Origin of the sequence: Cellulomonas fimi, assembly GCF_028527925.1 — a bacterium.
Lineage (GTDB): Bacteria > Actinomycetota > Actinomycetes > Actinomycetales > Cellulomonadaceae > Cellulomonas > Cellulomonas fimi_C.
Map to the genome: position 1 here is coordinate 53,237 of NZ_JAPESW010000003.1, position 17,174 is coordinate 70,410.

Sequence of the window (17,174 nt, forward strand, 5' to 3'; positions counted from 1 at the left end):
ACGTCCCGCTCACGCGCACCCGCGACCGCGCCCGCGCCCGCCTGCGCTCCGCCGCGTTGGCCGCGCGCGGCGCGTCGGCTCCCCCACCGCCGGGACGGTGGATGATGCTGGGTCGTGCCCCACAGCCACCTCCCGCCCATGACCGCGCCCGACGAGGCCGCGGCGGTGGACGCCGACGCCGTGCGCGTGACGGCCGCGCGCGCCCGCGTCTGGCTCGCGGCGGTGCTGGGGCCGGTGCTGCTGCTGACGCTGGTCGGTGCGTGGTGGCTGTGGCCGTCGGCGGACGCACGCCCTCCCGTGCTCGACACGACCGGACCGGGCGTCACGTACACCACGGGCGAGGTCACGGAGGTCCGGCCCGACGCGACGGGGATGGACCAGGCGGCCGTACGCCTGGCCGACGGTGAGGTCGTGGACCTGCACGTGCCGCCCGAGTACGTGCCCGAGGTCGTGGTGGGTGACCGGGTCCGGGTCGCGGCGATGTCCACGGCCGACGTCGGGGACCTCACGGACGTGACCGCCGAGCCGACGCTCACGACGACGTACGTGTTCGTCGACTTCGAGCGCGGGCCGCCGATGCTGCTGCTGGCCGCGGTGTTCGCGGGGCTCGTGGTGCTGGTGGCGCGCTGGCGCGGGCTCGCGGCGCTCGGCGGGATGGTCGTCGGTCTTCTCGTCGTCGGCGTGTTCACGCTGCCCGCGCTGCTCCAGGGGCAGCCGGCCGTGCCGGTCGCGCTCGTGACGAGCGTCGTCATCATGTACGCCGTGCTCTACCTGGCCCACGGCGTCTCGGTGCGGACGTCGACCGCGCTCGCGGGCACGCTGGTCGGGCTGGCGGCGACCGCCGCGATCGCGTCGTGGGCGAGCGGGTCCGCGCACCTCACCGGCCTGTCGGGCGAGTACGCGCTCGACCTCATGTCGGCGGCCCCCGAGGTGCGGCTGCGGTCGGTCCTGCTGTGCGGCATGGTCCTGGCCGGGCTGGGCGTGCTCAACGACGTGACGATCACGCAGGCGTCGGCGGTGTGGGAGCTGCACGCCGCACGACCGGGCAGCACGTGGCGCGAGCTCGTGGGGCGCGGGATGCGGATCGGACGCGACCACATCGCGTCGACGGTGTACACGATCGTGTTCGCCTACGTCGGCGCGGCGCTGCCGCTCGTGCTGCTCGTCAGCCTCACCGACCGGGGGCTGCTGGGCGTGCTGAGCAGCGGGGACATCGCCGAGGAGGTCGTGCGCACGCTCGTCGGGTCGATCGGGCTGGTGCTCGCGATCCCGGTGACGACGGTCCTCGCGGCGCTGCTCGTGCGAGGCAGCGCGACCGGTACGAGCGCACGGCCCGACGACGAGCCGGGCGACGACGCCGCGGACGGGTCCGCCCCCGGTCCCGACGGCCCCGACCGCGCGCACCACCCGCGCTCCGACGGGGACGCGGCGGACGACGGCCACGCGGCGGTGGCGTCATGACCCTCGACGCGCCTCCCACGGCGCGGACCCGCCGCACGGGGTCGCCGCGCACCGCCGTCGCCCTGGTCGTCCTCGTCGTGCTCGCGACGCTCGCGGCGCTCGTCGGGACGCTCGCGACGTGGCCCACCGAGGCGAGCCGCCCGGAGACGGGCTTCGTCGACGTCGACGTCGAGCGCGTCTCCGCGACCGTCACCGGCTCGCGCTGGGACACGTGCGACGGCACGGTCGAGGACATGGCTCCCGACGGGTCGGTGCCGTCGACCGTGCGCTGCCTGCACGTCACCGCGGAGGTCGACAGCGGCAGCGCGGCGGGCACGAGCGTCGAGGTCATCGCCACGTCGGGGCTCACGCGCGCCGACGTCCCGCCCGGCACCGCCGTCGTCCTCGAGCACTACCCCTCCGACGAGAACGGCGACGAGGTCTGGGCGTGGGGCGACTTCCGCCGCGGCGTGCCGCTCGCGACCTTCGCGCTCGCGTTCGCCCTCGTCACGGTCCTCGTCGCCGGGATGCGCGGGTTCCGAGCACTCGTCGGGCTCGCGATCGCGTTCGTCGTGCTCGCCGTGCACCTCGTGCCCGCGCTGGTCCAGGGTCAGCCCGCGCTCGTCGCGACGCTGTCGGCCGCGACGCTCGTCGTGGTCGCCGTGCTGTACCTCGCGCACGGGTTCTCCCTGCGGACCACGACCGCGCTGCTCGGCACCCTCGGCGGGCTGCTCATGGTCACGGTCCTCGGGGTCGTCGGCGCCCGCATGGCGCACCTGCACCCCGGTTCGACCGAGGACACCTACCAGCTCGCGCGGCTCCTCGGCGACGACGGCGTGCGCATCCTGCAGGGCGTGTTCCTCAGCGGCGTCGTGCTCGCGGGGATCGGCGTGCTCAACGACGTCACGATCACGCAGGCGTCCGCCGTGTTCGAGCTGCGCGCGTCCGACCCGACGGCGTCGTGGCGCGGGCTGTTCGCGCGCGGCATGCGGATCGGCCGCGACCACATCGCGTCGACCGTCTACACGATCGCGTTCGCGTACGCGGGTGCCTCGCTGCCCGTCCTGCTGCTCCTGGAGCTCTACGACCAGCCGCTCGGCATGACGCTCACGTCGGGTGCGTTCGCCGAGCAGATCGTCAGCACGCTCGCGGGGTCGATCGGCCTGGTCCTCGCGATCCCCCTCACGACGGCCGTCGCCGCGGTCGTGGCCGCCCGGCTGGCCCCGTCGCACGTGTCCGGCGGCGGCCACCGGCACTGACCCGACGCCCGACGGTCCGCGCCCGTCCGCCACACCTCCTGGTGCCCGGGCGACGACGACGGACGTCCGGCCGCGGTGCCCGCGCGCGGACGGTCGAACGGGCTCACCCGAACGAGTCTGACGAGGGGATGCCGCCCGCGAGCCGTGGCCCGCTTCCGGTACGGTCCGACCCGGACCATTCGGACAGGGGGTGCTCGTGAGCGTGACCGGGACGACCGGCGACCTCCGGACGAACGTGTACCGGCGCGCGCTCGGCGAGGTGTGCGTGCAGGCGGAGGACCTGCTGCACGACGCGGGCGCAGGACGTGGCAACCCCGTCGGCGGCGTCGCCGCGGTGATCGCGGACGCGTGGACGGCGTCGGGCAGCACGGCGCGCGCGGCGTTCCTGGCCGACCTGGCCGAGGCGGGTCTGGCGTGGCGGGCTGCCGTCGCCGGGCTCCGCGACGACGCGGACGCGAGGCGCGACGACGAGCCCGTGCAGATCGACGTGCAGGCGCAGCCACACCTGCGGTGGAAGACCGAGCCGGCGTCCCTGTCCGCACGCTCCCGGGCGGTGTGATGGGCCTCGTCTCGATGGACCTCGGCGTGCTGCGCGAGGCGCTGGACGAGCTGGACACGTTCACCCGGCAGGCCCGAGGCGGCTGGCCGCGAGTCGAGCAGGCGGCGCGGCGGGCGCAGCTGTCCCCCTCGCGGTCGACGCTCGAGCTCGAGCGGAACCTCGACACGATCGTGCGGCTGCGCGGCGACCTGCGCGCCCGCGTCGACCTCATGGAGCTCGCCGACCAGGCCGAGGCGGGCCGGTCGTTGCACGGGTCGACGAGCGGCGTGGTGACGACGTCGATGCCCGGCGGGGACTCGATCGAGGAGGTCCGACGGCTGCTCGGCGCGCAGCTCGCGACACGCCTGACCGGGTTGGATCCCTACTCCCAGCACGTCGACCGCAGCGACGTCGAGCAGCTCGACCGGCTGGCGGCGCTGCTGCGCACGTACAGCCAGGACGCGCTCGTCATGCAGGGCGTGCTCGACACGCTCGGGCCGCGCGGGACCCTGGAGGTCCCGATCGTGCTCAAGGACCTGCTGGCCGCCTACGAGCGCGACGCGGCGTCCGCCGTCGACGACGGCGTCTGGCGGGGCAGCACCTCGACGGTCGAGCACCTGCGGGTCCTGCAGGACGACGTCGTCGGCGCCCTCGGACGTGGGCTCGGGGTGTACTCGACGAGCGACGCGTTCCCCCGCGAGTACGCCGACGGCCTGCTCGAGGCCGCCGCCGGGCAGACCGGCGAAGGCTGGGCGCTGTCGCAGGTCCTGAGCCACGGCCGCTACGGCGGGACGTTCCTCGTCGACCTGGCCGGCGGGCTCGTCGCCCTCGAGCGCACCAGGACCGAGAACCACTGGATCGAGCAGCCCGGCGTCCTCGACTGGCGTCTGGGCGCCGGGCACGAGCCGCGCTACGACCCGCTCGCCACCGTGCTCGAGCAGCTCGCACGCGACCCGCAGGCCACCCTGGCGTTCTTCGCCCCCGACGGCGGCGGACCCGGGACGACGGCCCGTGTCGAGCACGTCGTGCGCCGGTCCTGGTACACCGACGACGGCGACGCCGCAGGCCGCGCGCTCGACGTCGCCGCCACCGCCCTGCACACCCACGGCGACCCGCGCGCCGCGGACGCCGCCGCGGTCGCGTCCGCGACCGTGCACGCCCTGGCCGAGGCGGGCAGCTTCGGCGACGCCGGCAAGGACAGCCTCGGACACCTGCTCGCCGCCTACGTCGTCGACATCAACCAGATCGCGAACGGCGCCACGGACCTCTCCGCGAGCCCGCCGAACAGTGCCGTGTGGGAGACGGACCTGCCGCCGTCGGCCGTGTTCAGCGCCACCGAGCTGCGGAAGGTCCTCCGCGAGGTGATGACCGACCCTGCCGCGGCGAGCACCCTCGGCGAGGCCACCGCCGCACTCAACGCCGCACGGATGGCCGCGGGCCTGGACGCGTGGGCGACGGGCTCCGACTTCGGCGCGGCCCAGGCTGCCGCGAACCAGTCCGCCGCCCTGCAAGGATTCGTCGTGCACTCCATGACCCTGGGCCTGACCGCCGAGGCCGCCGAGGCCGACGCCAACGTCCAGGCCTTCCTGGGCGCGGCGACCGACATCATCGACCTCATCCCGACCGGCGGGGCCGTCACGTCCTTCTTCGTCGACCAGGCCAAGTCCGCCGGCACGGACGCGGTCACCTCGGCCTGGACGCAGCACGCAGCGCGCGTCACGGAGGCACGGCAGACGGTCGAGCAGACCGCTCTGATCGACGTGCAGATGGCGATGGTCACGGCGATGGCCGAACGCGGCCTGCTGCCCGAGTCGGCGATGCGCGACAACGACGACCGGCTCTACCCCTGGTTCACCGGTGGCGCGTTCGACGCCGACGAGGCCTCACGGCCCGAGGTCCGGTCGGCCTTCGTGGCGTGGATGACGTCCGGCGACCCCGGGGAGCGTGCCGCAGCGCTCCTGCCCGACGTCGCCGCCGAGTTCGCATTCGGAGCAGACAGGGCGACATGAGACGCACACCGGCGACACTGACGGGCCTCGCGCTCGCCCTCCTGCTGGGCGCCTGCTCGACGCCCGACGACTCCCCCGTGCCGACGACGGCCGCGGCGCCGTGGGCGTGCCCCGGCGTCCCGCAGGAGGGTGTCGACCTCATCCTCGGCGGGGCTGCCGAGGACACGGAGACGAGGAACTCCTGGGAGCCGGGTCTCGGCCACGCCACCTTCGGCTGCCTCGCCGACCGGGGCGACGACGCGCGCCTGACGGTGACCTACGGCGGCCCCGGCAGCGGACCGACCGCGGACAGCATGAAGACGATGCGCGGCGCCGTCCCGATCACGGCGGACGCGACCGGCGAGGGCTGGGCCGACCAGAGCGACGAGCTGAACGTCGCCGTCTGGGAGTGCGGCGACAACGTCCTGATGGTCAGGTTCGAGGGCACCGTCGAGGGGCGCGACAGCCTGACCGACGCCACCCACCTGCTCGTCTCGATGCTGCCGTGGGCGTGCGACGGCGCAGAGGTCCCCGGTCTCCCCGGGTAGTCGTGCCCAGGTGTGGACCTGGCGTCGCACCTGGCGGGACCTGCGTGCGCCGGACGCCACGTGCGCGGCCCTGAACGACGAGGAACCCGCGCTGACACAGGCTGGGGTGCCTGGTCCAGCGCGGGTTCCTGGTGGAGCCGCCTTGGGGAATCGAACCCCAGACCTTCTCATTACGAGTGAGACGCTCTGCCGACTGAGCTAAGGCGGCGTCGTCGTCCCCGTGGGCGGACCCCCGGATCGACGAGCGCGCCCACTGTACCCGGCGCAGGGCCCTGGCTCCAAAGCGGCTAGCAGCGCGTGCCCTCGGGCGGGACGGTGCCGGTGAGGATGTACTCGTCGACGGCGTCGGCGATGCAGTCGTTGGACGACCCGTAGGCGGTGTGGCCCTCGCCCTCGTAGGTGAGGAGCGTCGCGGTCGACAGGGTCGTCGCGAGCTTCTCGGCCCACGCGTACGGCGTCGCGGGGTCGTTCGTCGTCCCGACGACGAGGATCGGCGCGGTCGCGTCCTTGGCCGAGTAGTCGTCGAGACCGCCGACGACGGGCACGGGCCAGTCGGCGCAGATGGTGCCGCCGTAGGAGAAGAACGAGCCCATCGTGGGTGCGACGGCCTGGATGCGGTCCGCCTGCGCGCGCATCTCGGCCGGGTCGGCGCTCTGCCGGTCGTCGAGGCAGCCGATCGCCCAGAACGCCTCGGTCGCGTTCGTCGAGTAGGTGCCGTCGGCCTCGCGGTCGAAGTACGCGTCGGCGAGCTGCAGCAGGATCGAGCCGTCGTTCTCGTGGATCGCCGCGTCGAGCGCCTGCGTGAGATACGGCCACGAGGGCTGCGAGTACAGCGGCAGGGCGATGCCGTAGAACGCGAGCGAGCCGGTGACGCGGCGGTCGGTGCCGGTCGGCAGCGGGTCGGCGACAGCGTGGTCGAGGAGCGCGCGGATCTGCCCCATCGCCTGGTCGACGTCGCCGGTGAGCGGGCAGCGGGCGCCGGCCAGGCAGTCCGTGACGTACGCGCGCAGCGCGTTCTCGAAGCCCTGCGCCTGCCCCTCGGCGAGCTCGTCGGCGGTCAGGGTGGGGTCGAGCGCACCGTCGAGGACGAGGCGGCCGACGCGCAGCGGGAACAGCGCCGCGTAGGTGGCCCCGAGCTGCGTGCCGTACGAGAAGCCGAGGTAGGTGAGGGCGTCGTCGCCGAGCGCCGCGCGCAGCACGTCGAGATCGCGTGCCGCGCTCACCGTGTCGACGTGCGCGAGCGTCTGGCCGGAGCGCTCCTGGCACGCCTCGCCGACGCCGCGGAAGACGTCGATCGCCTCCTGGATGCCGGCGTCCGTCGAGTAGTCCGCGTCGTAGGCGACGACCTTGTCGAGCTCCTCGCCGTCCATGCAGGTGATCGGGCTCGAGCGCTGCACGCCGCGCGGGTCGAACGCCACGAGGTCGAGCTGGCGCAGCACGTCCTCGCTGATCATCGACGCGGCCTGGTCGAGGAAGTCCACGCCCGAGACGCCGGGGCCGCCGGGGTTGACGAGCAGCGACGCGACGGCCGAGCCCCCGGTCGCAGGACGGCGCGCCAGCGCGATGCCGATGGTCGCCCCCGACGGGTCCGCGTAGTCGAGCGGGACGGTCGCCGTGGCACACTCACCCTGATCGCACGTCGTCCACTCGAGCTGCTGGTCGTAGAACGACGCGAGCGCCTCGTCGGGCGCACCCGACGTCGCGGCGGACGTCGGGACCTGCGCCTGGTTCTTGGCCGGGACGCACCCGCCGAGCACGAGCACGACGACCGTGCCCAGCGCGGCGACGACGACGGCGGCACGCCGCCGCGCACCCGCTCGGGCGGTCGCGGCGGACGGTCGGGGCGAGGCGGTCGTCACGGGCACGCGCCTACGGTAGTCGGCGCGCCTGTGCGGTCCGGCTCATGCCCGCCGCGCGTACCGCAGATGGACCACACCCTCGGAGAACGCGCGCTCCTCGACGAGGCGCAGGTCGAGGCGCAGGCCGTCGGGCAGGAACCGGGTGCCGCCGCCGACCGCGACCGGGACGACGAACAGCAGCACCTCGTCGACGAGGCCCGCGCGCAGCGCGTGCGCCGCGAGGGTCGGGCCGCCGATCGACACGTCGGCCGGCGAGGACTCGACGAGCGCGCGGACCGCGACCGGGTCGAAGCTCCGCTCGAGCCGCGTGCGGGCCGTCGTCACCGCGTCGAGCGTCGAGGAGTACACGACCTTGTCGGTGCCCTGCCAGACGGCCGCGTAGTCGAGGACCACGTCCGGGGCGTCGGGGAGCGTGTGCGCCGTCTCCCAGAACTGCATGACCTCGTACATGCGGCGGCCGTACAGGTACGTGCCGACCGGGCGCTCGAGGTCGTTGACGTACGCGTGCACGTCGTCGGGCGGCCGCGCCCAGTCGAACGCACCGGCCGCGTCGGCGGTGTACCCGTCGAGCGACGTGATCCCCGCGTAGAGCAGCGCCACGACGTCCCCTCTCGCCCGGAGGCCCTTCGGCGCCGCCGTCCTGCGCGGCGGCGGCGCGGCCGCGGCCTCGTCCCGTCAGCCCTGCGGTCGCAGCGCGATGGCCATCGCCTCGACCGCGAGCAGCGGCGCGACGTTCCCCGCGATGCGCGTGCGCGCCTGCCCGACGGCGTCCATGCGGCGCAGCGTCTGCTCGGGCGTGCTCTGCTCGGCGAGCGTGCGCACCGCCTCGGCGTGCTCGACGTTGACGAGCTCGACGCCCGCGCCGAGCTGCACGACGAGCACGTCGCGGTACAGCGACAGCAGGTCGACCATCGCGCGGTCCAGCACGTCGCGCTGCGCGCGTGTGGCGCGACGCTTCTGCTCCTCCTCGAGCTGGCGCACCTGCGAGCGCAGCGCGGGCGGCAGCGTCGTCGCACCCTCGGCGCCCAGCGACCGGAGCAGCTCGGCCTTCTCGGCGGCGTCGCGGTGCTCGGTCGCGGCCTTGGCGTCGGCCTGCGCGGTCTCGACGAGCTCGCCCGCCGCGAGGACCGCGTCGCCGACCCCGCGGATCTTGGCCGCGATCGCCAGGACCGCGGACCGGCGCGCACGTCCCTCGGGGTCGCGCGCCAGGCGCCGGGCGATGCCGACGTGGCTCTGCGCGGCCCGGGCGGCGACGCCCGCGACATCCGCGGGGATGCCGTCGCGCGACACGAGCAGCGCCGCGACCGCGTCGACCGGCGGCACGCGGAGCGCGACCGAGCGGCTGCGGGATCGGATCGTCACGAGCACGTCCTGCGGGCTCGGCGCGCACAGCACCCACACGGTGCGGGCGGCGGGCTCCTCGATGGCCTTGAGCAGCGCGTTGCCGCTCGTGTCGTTCAGGCGGTCGGCGTCCTCCACGACGATCACGCGCCAGCGACCCTGGGACGGCGACCGCTGCGCGAGCTCGACGAGCGGGCGGACCGTGTCAGCCCGGATGACGACGCCCTCGGTCGCGACGTACGTGACGTCGGGGTGCGTGCCGCCGAGCGTCGTCGTGCAGTCGTGGCAGCGGCCGCAGCCGCCGTCGACGCACTGCAGCGCGGCGGCGAACGCGCGCGCCGCGTTCGAGCGGCCCGACCCGGGCGGGCCCGTCAGCAGCCAGGCGTGCGTCATGGCCGACGGGTCGCGGACCGCCGTGCGCAGCACCTCGACGGCGGGCTCCTGCCCGACGACGTCGTCCCACACGCTCACGACGTCACCGCGCTCGGGTCGGCGGGCGCCTCGCGACGGGTCCCCGCGTCGGCCGCCGCCGCCGGGTCGTCGTCGGCGGCGCCGTCGACGTCCGCGGCACGGTCGGCGTCCGCCGACACCGCCGCCGCGAGCAGCGCGTCGACGCGGTCGCCGATGACCGCCGCGAGCTCCTCGGCCGGGCGCGTCGCGTCGAGCACGAGCCAGCGGTCGGGGTCGGCCGTCGCGCGGTCGAGGAACGCGAGGCGGGTGCGGCGGTGGAAGTCGTCGCCCTCGCTCTCGAGCCGGTCGGGAGCCGAGGTGAGGCGGGCGCGGCCCACGTCGGGGTCGAGGTCGAGCAGCACGGTCAGCGCGGGCAGCAGGCCCCGCGTCGCCCACAGCGACAGGTTCTCGACCTCGTCCGCGCCGAGCTCGCGGCCGGTGCCCTGGTAGGCGACGGACGAGTCGAGGTAGCGGTCCGTGACGACGACCGCTCCGCGCTCGAGCGCGGGCCGGACGAGCGACGCCACGTGGTGCGCGCGGTCCGTGGCGTACAGGAGGGCCTCGGTGCGGGCGTCCACGTGCTCGCCGTGCAGCACCGCGTCGCGGAGCGTCTGGCCGAGCGCCGTGCCGCCGGGCTCCCGGGTCAGCACGACCGCGCGGCCCTGCGCCCGCAGCCGCTCGGCGAGCAGCCGAGCCTGCGTCGACTTGCCGGCACCGTCGCCGCCCTCGAACGACACGAACAGGCCGGGAGCAGGAGTCACGACGTCAGGGTAGTCGCGGCCACCCACGGCCCCCTCACTCGCCGGGGTAGGTGACCCCGATCTGCCGCCGGACCTCGTCCATCGTCGCCATGACGGCGAGCGTGTCGTCCCACGTCAGGCGCGGACTCTCGACCTCGCCGGCCGCGACGCGTCGCGCGACCTCGGCGGCCTCGAACTGCAGACCCTTGCTGCCGGGCTGGTCGAAGGACCACACGCGCCCGTCGGTGCGCTGCACCCGGAACGACGTCGGCCGGTAGAAGGAGCCCGCGACCTGGATGTTGCCCTCGGTGCCGCTGATGAGCGCGACGGTCGGCGTGCGCGACCACAGCGTCGTCGAGAGCGTGGCCTGCGCGCGCTCGCCGTAGGACAGGACGATCGAGACCTGCCCGTCGACGCCCGTCTCGGTCAGCGCACCCACCGCGTGCACGGCGTCGGGGACGCCGAGGAAGTCGTGCGCGAACGACACCGGGTAGACGCCGAGGTCCAGGAGCGCGCCGCCCGCGAGCTCGGGCGCGAACAGACGGCTCGCCGGGTCGAACGCGAACGCCTGCCCGTGGTCGGCGGACAGGTTGACGATCTCGCCGATCTCGCCCGCGTCGATGACCTGGTGCAGCGCGGCGACGTGCGGCAGGAACCGCGTCCACATCGCCTCCATGACGAAGACGCCCGCCTCGCGTGCGGCGGCGAAGATCTCCTGCGCCTCACCGACGTTGCGCGTGAACGACTTCTCGACGAGCACGTGCTTGCCGGCGCGGATCGCGAGGAGCGCGTGCTCACGGTGCTCGGAGTGCGGGGTCGCGACGTAGATCGCGTCGACCTGCGGGTCCTCGACGAGCTGCCGGTAGCCGACGTGCGTCGTCGGGATGCCGTGCGCGGTGGCGAACCGCTCGGCGCGGTCGCGGTGGCGCGAGCCGACGGCGACGAGCTGCGCGCGCGTGTGCTCCCGGACGGCGTCGGCGAACGCGGCGGCGATGCCGCCGGCGCCGAGGATGCCCCAGCGGATCGGCGGTGCGGTACGGGGGTCCTCGGTGCGAGCCATGCCCGACAACCTAGCGCGGGGAGGTGGACGGGTCCTGGTCGGCAGCCCGTCCACCGCGCACGCGGCTACTTCTTGGTCGCGGCCTTCGCGCGGGTCGTCGTGCGGCGGGCCGGCGTCTTCTTCTTCGCCGGGCCCTGCGCGCGCTTCTCGGCGAGCAGCTCGACGGCCTGCTCGGGCGTGATCGACTCGGGCGTGACGTCGCGCGGGAGCGTGCGGTTCGTCTCGCCGTCGGTCACGTACGCACCGAACCGGCCGTCCTTGACGACGATCGGCTTGCCCGACGTCGGGTCGTCACCGAGCTCGCGCAGCGGCGGCGCCGCGGTCGCGCCACGGCCGCGCTTGGGCTGCGCGTAGATCGCGAGCGCCTCCTCGAGCGTGGTCGTGAACAGCGCCTCCTCCGAGGCGAGCGTCCGCGAGTCCGTGCCCTTCTTGAGGTACGGCCCGTAGCGGCCGTTCTGCGCGGTGATCTCGGCGCCCGACTCCGGGTCGACGCCCACGACGCGCGGCAGCGACAGGAGCTTGAGCGCGTCGTCGAGCGTGACCGTGTGGAGCGACATCGACTTGAACAGCGACGCGGTGCGCGGCTTGGGCGCTGCGGCCAGGGCCTTCTTGCGCGCGGCGGCCGACAGCGACGGGTCGAGCTCGGGCTCGGGCAGCAGCTCGGTCACGTACGGGCCGTAGCGGCCGTTCTTCGCGACGATCGTCGTGCCCGTCGACGGGTCCTCGCCGAGCACCAGGTCGCCCTCGGGCTGCGTCTCCATGAGCTCGCGCGCCTTCTCGACCGTGAGCTCGTCGGGTGCCAGGTCGTCGGGCACCGACGCGCGGCGCGGGTTGCCGTCCTCGCCCAGCACGGTGGCGTCCTCGAGGTACGGGCCGTACCGGCCGACGCGCAGCGTGAGCCCGTCGCCGATCTCGATCGAGTTCACCTCGCGCGCGTCGATCTCGCCGAGGTTCGCGACCAGGTCGCGCAGGCCCTCGCCCTCGCCGGGGAGCGCCGGGTCGCCGAAGTAGAACTGCGCGAGCCAGTCGCTGCGCTCCTTCTCCCCCGACGCGATGAGGTCCAGGTCCTCCTCCATCGACGCCGTGAAGTCGTAGTCGACGAGCCGGTCGAAGTTCTCCTCCAGCAGCCGCGTCACGGCGAACGCGAGCCACGACGGCACGAGCGCCTGCCCGCGGGACGTCACGTAGCCGCGGTCGAGGATGACCGAGATCGTCGCCGCGTACGTCGACGGGCGACCGATCCCCCGCTCCTCGAGGGCCTTGACCAGCGACGCCTCGGTGTAGCGCGGCGGCGGCGACGTGCGGTGCCCGTCGGCCGTGAGGTCGCGTCCCGTCAGCGGGTCGCCCTCGGCCATCGTCGGCAGGCGCGACTCGCCCTTCTCGCCCGAGGCGCCCTCGGCCGCGTCGTCCTCGTACCGGGAGACGTCGCGACCCTCCTCGTACGCGGCGAGGAAGCCGCGGAAGGTGATGACGGTGCCCGACGCGGAGAACACGGTCTCGACCGGCGCGTCGCCCACCGACGTCCCCGCGGTCGGGGTCGCGGTCGCCGCGATCCGGACGGACGCCGTCTGCCCGCGCGCGTCCGCCATCTGGGAGGCGACGGTCCGCTTCCAGATCAGCTCGTACAGCCGGAACTGGTCACCGGTGATCTCACGCGCGACCTGGGCCGGAGTGCGGAAGTGGTCGCCCGCGGGACGGATCGCCTCGTGCGCCTCCTGCGCGCCCTTCGCCTTCGACGTGTAGACGCGCGCAGCGTCCGGCACGTACTCCGGGCCGTACAGCTCGGACGCCTGGCGGCGGGCCGCGTCGATCGCCTGCGACGACAGCGCGGGCGAGTCGGTCCGCATGTAGGTGATGTAGCCGTTCTCGTACAGCGTCTGCGCGGTGCGCATCGTCTGCCGGGACGACATGCGGAGCTTGCGCGACGCCTCCTGCTGGAGGGTCGACGTCGTGAACGGCGCGGCGGGGCGACGCGTGTACGGCTTGGTCTCGAGGCTCGCGACCGACCACGACGCGTCGTCCAGGCCCGCGACGAGCGCGTGCGCGGCGGCCTCGTCGAGGTGCACGACGTCCCCGCCGCGCAGACGGCCGCGGTCGTCGAAGTCACGGCCCGACGCGACGCGACGCCCGCCGACGCCCGTCAGGCGCGCGGAGAACTCCGGCTGGGTCGCGTCCTCGACGGCGAACGTGCCGGTCACGTCCCAGTAGTCGGCGGCGACGAACGCCATGCGCTCGCGCTCACGCTCGACCACCAGACGCGTCGCGACGGACTGCACGCGACCCGCGGACAGGCCCTGGCGGACCTTGCGCCACAGCACCGGGCTGACCTCGTAGCCGTACAGACGGTCGAGGATGCGGCGGGTCTCCTGCGCGTCGACGAGCCGGTCGTCGAGGTCACGCGTCGACGACAGCGCCCGCTGGATCGCCTCACGCGTGATCTCGTGGAAGACCATCCGCTTCACCGGGACCTTGGGCTTGAGCTCCTGCAGCAGGTGCCACGCGATGGCCTCGCCCTCGCGGTCCTCGTCGGTCGCGAGGTAGAGCTCGTCGGAGTCCTTCAGCAGCTTCTTGAGCTCGCTGACCTTCTTCCGCTTGTCCGGGTCGACCACGTAGTAGGGGACGAAGCCGTTGTCGACGTCGACCGCGAACTTGCCGAACGGACCCTTCTTCATGTCGGCCGGCAGCTCGGACGGCTGCGGGAGGTCGCGGATGTGCCCGACGCTCGCCTCGACGTCGTACCCCTCGCCGAGGTACCCGGCGATCGTGCGCGCCTTCGCCGGCGACTCCACGATCACGAGCTTGCGCCCTGCACCCATTCCGTCAGGCCTTCCTACCGAGTGCGCGAGCCCTTCCGGCCCGCGTGCACCTCACCGCTGGGGACTCTACGACGTGCCGTCAACTCTCCGGCAACCGCGACGCCGCGGCCTGCCGCAGCACCAGCAGCAGCGCGAACGCCACGCACGCGGCGGCCAGCGCCCCCGTCGCACCGCCGGCGTAGGCCAGGACCTCGTCGGCGCGCGAGGGTACCGCGTCGACCTGGCGCCACGTGTGCGACAACGACCAGACGGCCACCGCACCCGCGACCGCCCCGCCGACGAGCAGGCTGGTCACGGCCACGCGCAACGACCCGCGCCCCGTGCCGGCCCCGGCGTCGACCCGGCGCAGCGCGCCCGTCGAGGTCGCGGCGCGCGCCGGCGTCAGCGCCACCATCGCGCACGCCACCGCCCCCCAGGCGAGCACCACGAGCACGCCCGCGACGACGTCCGACGGGCGGTGCCACTGGCCGATGAGCGTCGAGACCCCGGTGAGCGTCGTGTACCCCGCGCCCGCGACCGCCGCCCACGGCCGCACCCGGGGCGGGACGACGAGCAGCAGCGCGACCGACACCGACGCGGCCGCGGTCGTGTGACCGCTCGGCAGCGTGTTGCCGTAGCTCTCCGCGACGCCGAGCTCCGGCCGGTAGAAGACGAAGAACTTGAGGAGCCGCGTCGTGACGTTCGCGCCGATCATGAGGACCGCGACCTGCACCGCGAGCTCCCAGCGGCGCCGGAGCACCGCGATCGTCATGGCGCCGAGGATCACGGCCGCGATGAAGCCGACCGACACGACGTCGAGCACGCGCTCCGCGACGCGCCACAGCTGGGTCTGCCCGTACTCCGCGCCGCGCAGCGCCGCGAGCTCGACGACCTGGCCCGACGTCGTCGTCACGAAGACCTTCCACAGCGCCCACACGCCCACGACGCTCGCCGCCGCCACCGCGAGGCAGAGCGCCACGACGCCGGCGCGTCCGTCGGGCGCGCGCGACGGGACCACGGGGGTCGGTCGGGTCACGGGGGCGCTGCTCACCACCACACGGTAGGTCACGTCACGGCGTGCCGTTCGGCCGCCGCCGCGTCGTGAGGGCGCTCGTCACACGACCTGCACACGACGTGCGTCAGGTGGCCGGGACCGGCTCCCCCGGCGCGACCACGACCGCGTGCCGGCACCCGCCGAGCCGGCGGCGGGACTCGTCGTCCGCGTTGATGCACAGCAGGCAGCCGCCCCGGCGCTCGAGCGCGGCCGCCGCGTCGTCGATCGCCTCCGCAGCGCGGCCGCTGCGCAGCGACATCGCCTGCAGGTCCAGCACGACGAGGGACGCGCACGCGGACAGCGCGTCGAGCAGCGCGCGCAGACGCCCCACGTCGCTGCGCCCGAACGACCCCGCGGGTCGCACGTTCGCCGTCAGCCAGGTCGTCTGCTCGTCGGTGCTGGTCATGGTGCCCTCCGGTGCCACGGGGACTGCGGTCGGGACTGCGTCGGCACCATCCGACCGCCGGGACCTGTGACCGGGCTGGGTGCGCGCCACGGGTCGGCTGGGACGTCCGCGGCGCGAGCGTGACGGGCGCGTCAGGCGGGCGTGGTGCGTGCGGGCGGAGCCGGGGCGTCGTCGTGCCACACCCACGTCGCGAGGATCCTGTCGGCTGCCTCGACAGCGCGCGCGTGCCACGACGACGACAGCACCCCGACGACGAACGCCCAGCCGTCCCGGTCGACGTGCGTGTCGGTCAGCACCGACGGACCGCCCGCGCTCGCCGTGACCCGCCACCCCGCGCCGAGCGGCGAGTCGACGCGGTCGACCGGCCCGAGCGCACGCCAGCCGTCGGGCGGCTGCGTGGCGAAGCGCTCGGCGCGCGCCGGCGCGGGCAGCACCTCGTGCTCCCGCCAGCGCGACCCGACCCGCCCCAGGCACACGACGAGCAGGTGCACGCCGTCGGCCAGGACGACGCGCGCGTCCTGCCGCGAGCCGTCCGGGCCGATGTCGCCGCCACCGGCCGCCGGGCCCGGCGCGCGCAGCGACCAGCCGGGACGGCCGTCGCCGAGCGGGGCGACGGTCACGTCGTGGGTCCGCGCGTACGGGTCAGCGGGCGCGGGCGTCGACGGCCCGAACAGCGGCGCCGACCGGAACGCGCGGCGCAGGTCGTCGGCCTGCTCGGGGAAGTCGCGCACGAGGCGGCGCAGCGTGCGCTCACGCCACCACAGCACGCGGGCGACGTGCAGCACGACGCCGACGCCCGCGATCACGGTGAGGACGACCAGCAGGTCCACCAGCGCGCCGGTCGGGTCGTCGGCGAGCGTGCCGGCCGCACGGAGGCCGGCGAGGACGGGGGTGGGCATGCCAGCGGCATCGGTCGGCCGCCCCGACGACTTGAGCGGGCCCCTGCGCGTCGTGGCCGGTCAGACGGCTCTCTCGACGTGCACGTGCACGACCGTCGACGACTGCCGCACCGACGCGACGCGGTACGCCGCGGGCAGGTCGGCGAGGTCCTCGAACAGCCGCTCGCCGCGACCCAGCAGCACGGGCACCACGGCGAACCGCAGGTCGTCGACGAGGTGCGCGGCCAGGTACTGCCGGACGGTCGCCGCTCCCCCGCCGAGCCGCACGTCCCGCCCGCCCGCGGCCTCCCGAGCCCGGTCGAGGGCGGCGTGGATCCCGTCCGTCACGAAGTGGAACGTCGTGCCGCCCGCCATCTCCAGGGGTGGGCGCGGGTGATGCGTGAGGACGAAGACGTCGCAGTGGTACGGCGGGTCCTCGCCCCACCAGCCGCGCCACGAGCCGTCTCCCCAGTCACCGCGGATCGGCCCGAACATGTTGCGGCCCAGGATCCACGCGCCGATCCCCTCGAAGCCCGCGTCGACCGCCTCGTCGTCGAGGGCGTCGGCGGGCTCGCGACCCTCCGCCTCGTCGAGGTCGCGGAACCGCCGCGTGCCGAACATCCAGCCGTGCAGCAGGTGCATCGCGCCCACGCCGAGCGGCTCGTCGAGGGACTGGTCGGGGCCCGCGACGAAGCCGTCGAGGCTCATCGACATCGTGTGCACGCGCAGCCTGCCCGTCCGGGTCATGGCGTCCTCCTGGTCGTGTCGGGATGCTGTCGTCGGGTGGTCGGAGCGGGACCGTCGATCTCGACACGACG

At 74.6% G+C, this 17,174-nt stretch carries 15 protein-coding genes and 1 tRNA gene; 5 read left to right on the forward strand and 11 right to left on the reverse strand.

The features are described from left to right. Positions 1-114 precede the first annotated feature (114 nt). The 5 genes from OMK64_RS02225 (at position 115) to OMK64_RS02245 (ending at position 5,773) form a co-directional block, all read left to right on the forward strand. Entirely contained in the window at positions 115-1,461 is a 1,347-nt protein-coding gene (locus tag OMK64_RS02225; protein WP_272726340.1) for a YibE/F family protein, read from the forward strand. Continuing rightward, positions 1,458-2,699, forward strand: coding sequence for a YibE/F family protein (locus OMK64_RS02230; protein WP_272726341.1), 1,242 nt, complete (start codon positions 1,458-1,460; stop codon positions 2,697-2,699). The genes OMK64_RS02225 and OMK64_RS02230 overlap by 4 nt, the downstream gene beginning before the upstream one ends. A 202-nt stretch (positions 2,700-2,901) precedes the next feature. Next, positions 2,902-3,258 carry a hypothetical protein gene (locus OMK64_RS02235; protein ID WP_272726342.1) on the forward strand — a complete coding sequence of 119 codons (357 nt, stop codon included), beginning with the start codon at positions 2,902-2,904 and terminating at the stop codon, positions 3,256-3,258. After that, entirely contained in the window at positions 3,258-5,246 is a 1,989-nt protein-coding gene (locus OMK64_RS02240; RefSeq protein ID WP_272726343.1) for a DUF6571 family protein, read from the forward strand. Before OMK64_RS02235 ends, OMK64_RS02240 begins: the two co-directional genes overlap by 1 nt. After that, entirely contained in the window at positions 5,243-5,773 is a 531-nt protein-coding gene (locus tag OMK64_RS02245; RefSeq protein WP_272726344.1) for a hypothetical protein, read from the forward strand. The genes OMK64_RS02240 and OMK64_RS02245 overlap by 4 nt, the downstream gene beginning before the upstream one ends. A 132-nt stretch (positions 5,774-5,905) precedes the next feature. On the opposite strand, the gene OMK64_RS02250 is transcribed toward OMK64_RS02245, so the two are convergent. The 11 genes from OMK64_RS02250 to OMK64_RS02300 all read right to left on the reverse strand — a co-directional run bounded on the left by OMK64_RS02250 (position 5,906) and on the right by OMK64_RS02300 (position 17,103). After that, positions 5,906-5,981 (reverse strand) — tRNA-Thr (locus OMK64_RS02250). Between the two features lie 79 nt (positions 5,982-6,060). After that, positions 6,061-7,638, reverse strand: a complete 1,578-nt coding sequence (locus OMK64_RS02255; RefSeq protein WP_272726345.1) for an alpha/beta hydrolase — start codon at positions 7,636-7,638, stop codon at positions 6,061-6,063. 36 nt (positions 7,639-7,674) lie between these two features. Beyond that, on the reverse strand, positions 7,675-8,232 hold the full coding sequence (locus OMK64_RS02260; protein ID WP_272726346.1) for a dihydrofolate reductase family protein: 558 nt from the start codon (positions 8,230-8,232) through the stop codon (positions 7,675-7,677). A gap of 75 nt (positions 8,233-8,307) precedes the next feature. Further along, positions 8,308-9,444 (reverse strand): DNA polymerase III subunit delta', encoded by a 1,137-nt coding sequence (locus OMK64_RS02265; protein WP_272726347.1) that lies wholly within the window; start codon positions 9,442-9,444, stop codon positions 8,308-8,310. Further along, on the reverse strand, positions 9,441-10,184 hold the full coding sequence (tmk, locus tag OMK64_RS02270) for a dTMP kinase (RefSeq protein WP_272726348.1): 744 nt from the start codon (positions 10,182-10,184) through the stop codon (positions 9,441-9,443). The genes OMK64_RS02265 and tmk overlap by 4 nt, the downstream gene beginning before the upstream one ends. A gap of 34 nt (positions 10,185-10,218) precedes the next feature. Beyond that, on the reverse strand, positions 10,219-11,223 hold the full coding sequence (locus OMK64_RS02275) for a Gfo/Idh/MocA family protein (RefSeq protein ID WP_272726349.1): 1,005 nt from the start codon (positions 11,221-11,223) through the stop codon (positions 10,219-10,221). Positions 11,224-11,288: 65 nt separating this feature from the next. Further along, positions 11,289-14,039 carry a type I DNA topoisomerase gene (gene topA / locus OMK64_RS02280; RefSeq protein WP_272726350.1) on the reverse strand — a complete coding sequence of 917 codons (2,751 nt, stop codon included), beginning with the start codon at positions 14,037-14,039 and terminating at the stop codon, positions 11,289-11,291. Between the two features lie 79 nt (positions 14,040-14,118). Next, a complete protein-coding gene (locus OMK64_RS20480) occupies positions 14,119-15,069 on the reverse strand; it encodes a phosphatase PAP2 family protein (RefSeq protein WP_272726351.1) in 951 nt (316 codons plus the stop codon). A gap of 88 nt (positions 15,070-15,157) precedes the next feature. Continuing rightward, positions 15,158-15,478, reverse strand: coding sequence for a hypothetical protein (locus tag OMK64_RS02290; RefSeq protein ID WP_272726352.1), 321 nt, complete (start codon positions 15,476-15,478; stop codon positions 15,158-15,160). A 131-nt stretch (positions 15,479-15,609) separates the two neighbouring features. Continuing rightward, positions 15,610-16,377, reverse strand: a complete 768-nt coding sequence (locus tag OMK64_RS02295) for a hypothetical protein (RefSeq protein WP_272726353.1) — start codon at positions 16,375-16,377, stop codon at positions 15,610-15,612. Positions 16,378-16,437: 60 nt separating this feature from the next. Beyond that, positions 16,438-17,103: a dihydrofolate reductase family protein gene (locus tag OMK64_RS02300; RefSeq protein ID WP_272726354.1), complete on the reverse strand. Its 666-nt coding sequence runs from the start codon at positions 17,101-17,103 to the stop codon at positions 16,438-16,440. Positions 17,104-17,174: the final 71 nt, after the last annotated feature.

Coding starts and splice junctions, on each gene's coding strand:
- OMK64_RS02230 (WP_272726341.1), top strand. CDS start 1,458: ATGACCCTCGACGCGCCTCCCACGGCGCGGACCCGCCGCACGGGGTCG.
- OMK64_RS02240 (WP_272726343.1), top strand. CDS start 3,258: ATGGGCCTCGTCTCGATGGACCTCGGCGTGCTGCGCGAGGCGCTGGAC.
- OMK64_RS02245 (WP_272726344.1), top strand. CDS start 5,243: ATGAGACGCACACCGGCGACACTGACGGGCCTCGCGCTCGCCCTCCTG.
- OMK64_RS02275 (WP_272726349.1), bottom strand. CDS start 11,223: ATGGCTCGCACCGAGGACCCCCGTACCGCACCGCCGATCCGCTGGGGC.
- topA (WP_272726350.1), bottom strand. CDS start 14,039: ATGGGTGCAGGGCGCAAGCTCGTGATCGTGGAGTCGCCGGCGAAGGCG.
- OMK64_RS02290 (WP_272726352.1), bottom strand. CDS start 15,478: ATGACCAGCACCGACGAGCAGACGACCTGGCTGACGGCGAACGTGCGA.
- OMK64_RS02295 (WP_272726353.1), bottom strand. CDS start 16,377: ATGCCCACCCCCGTCCTCGCCGGCCTCCGTGCGGCCGGCACGCTCGCC.
- OMK64_RS02300 (WP_272726354.1), bottom strand. CDS start 17,103: ATGACCCGGACGGGCAGGCTGCGCGTGCACACGATGTCGATGAGCCTC.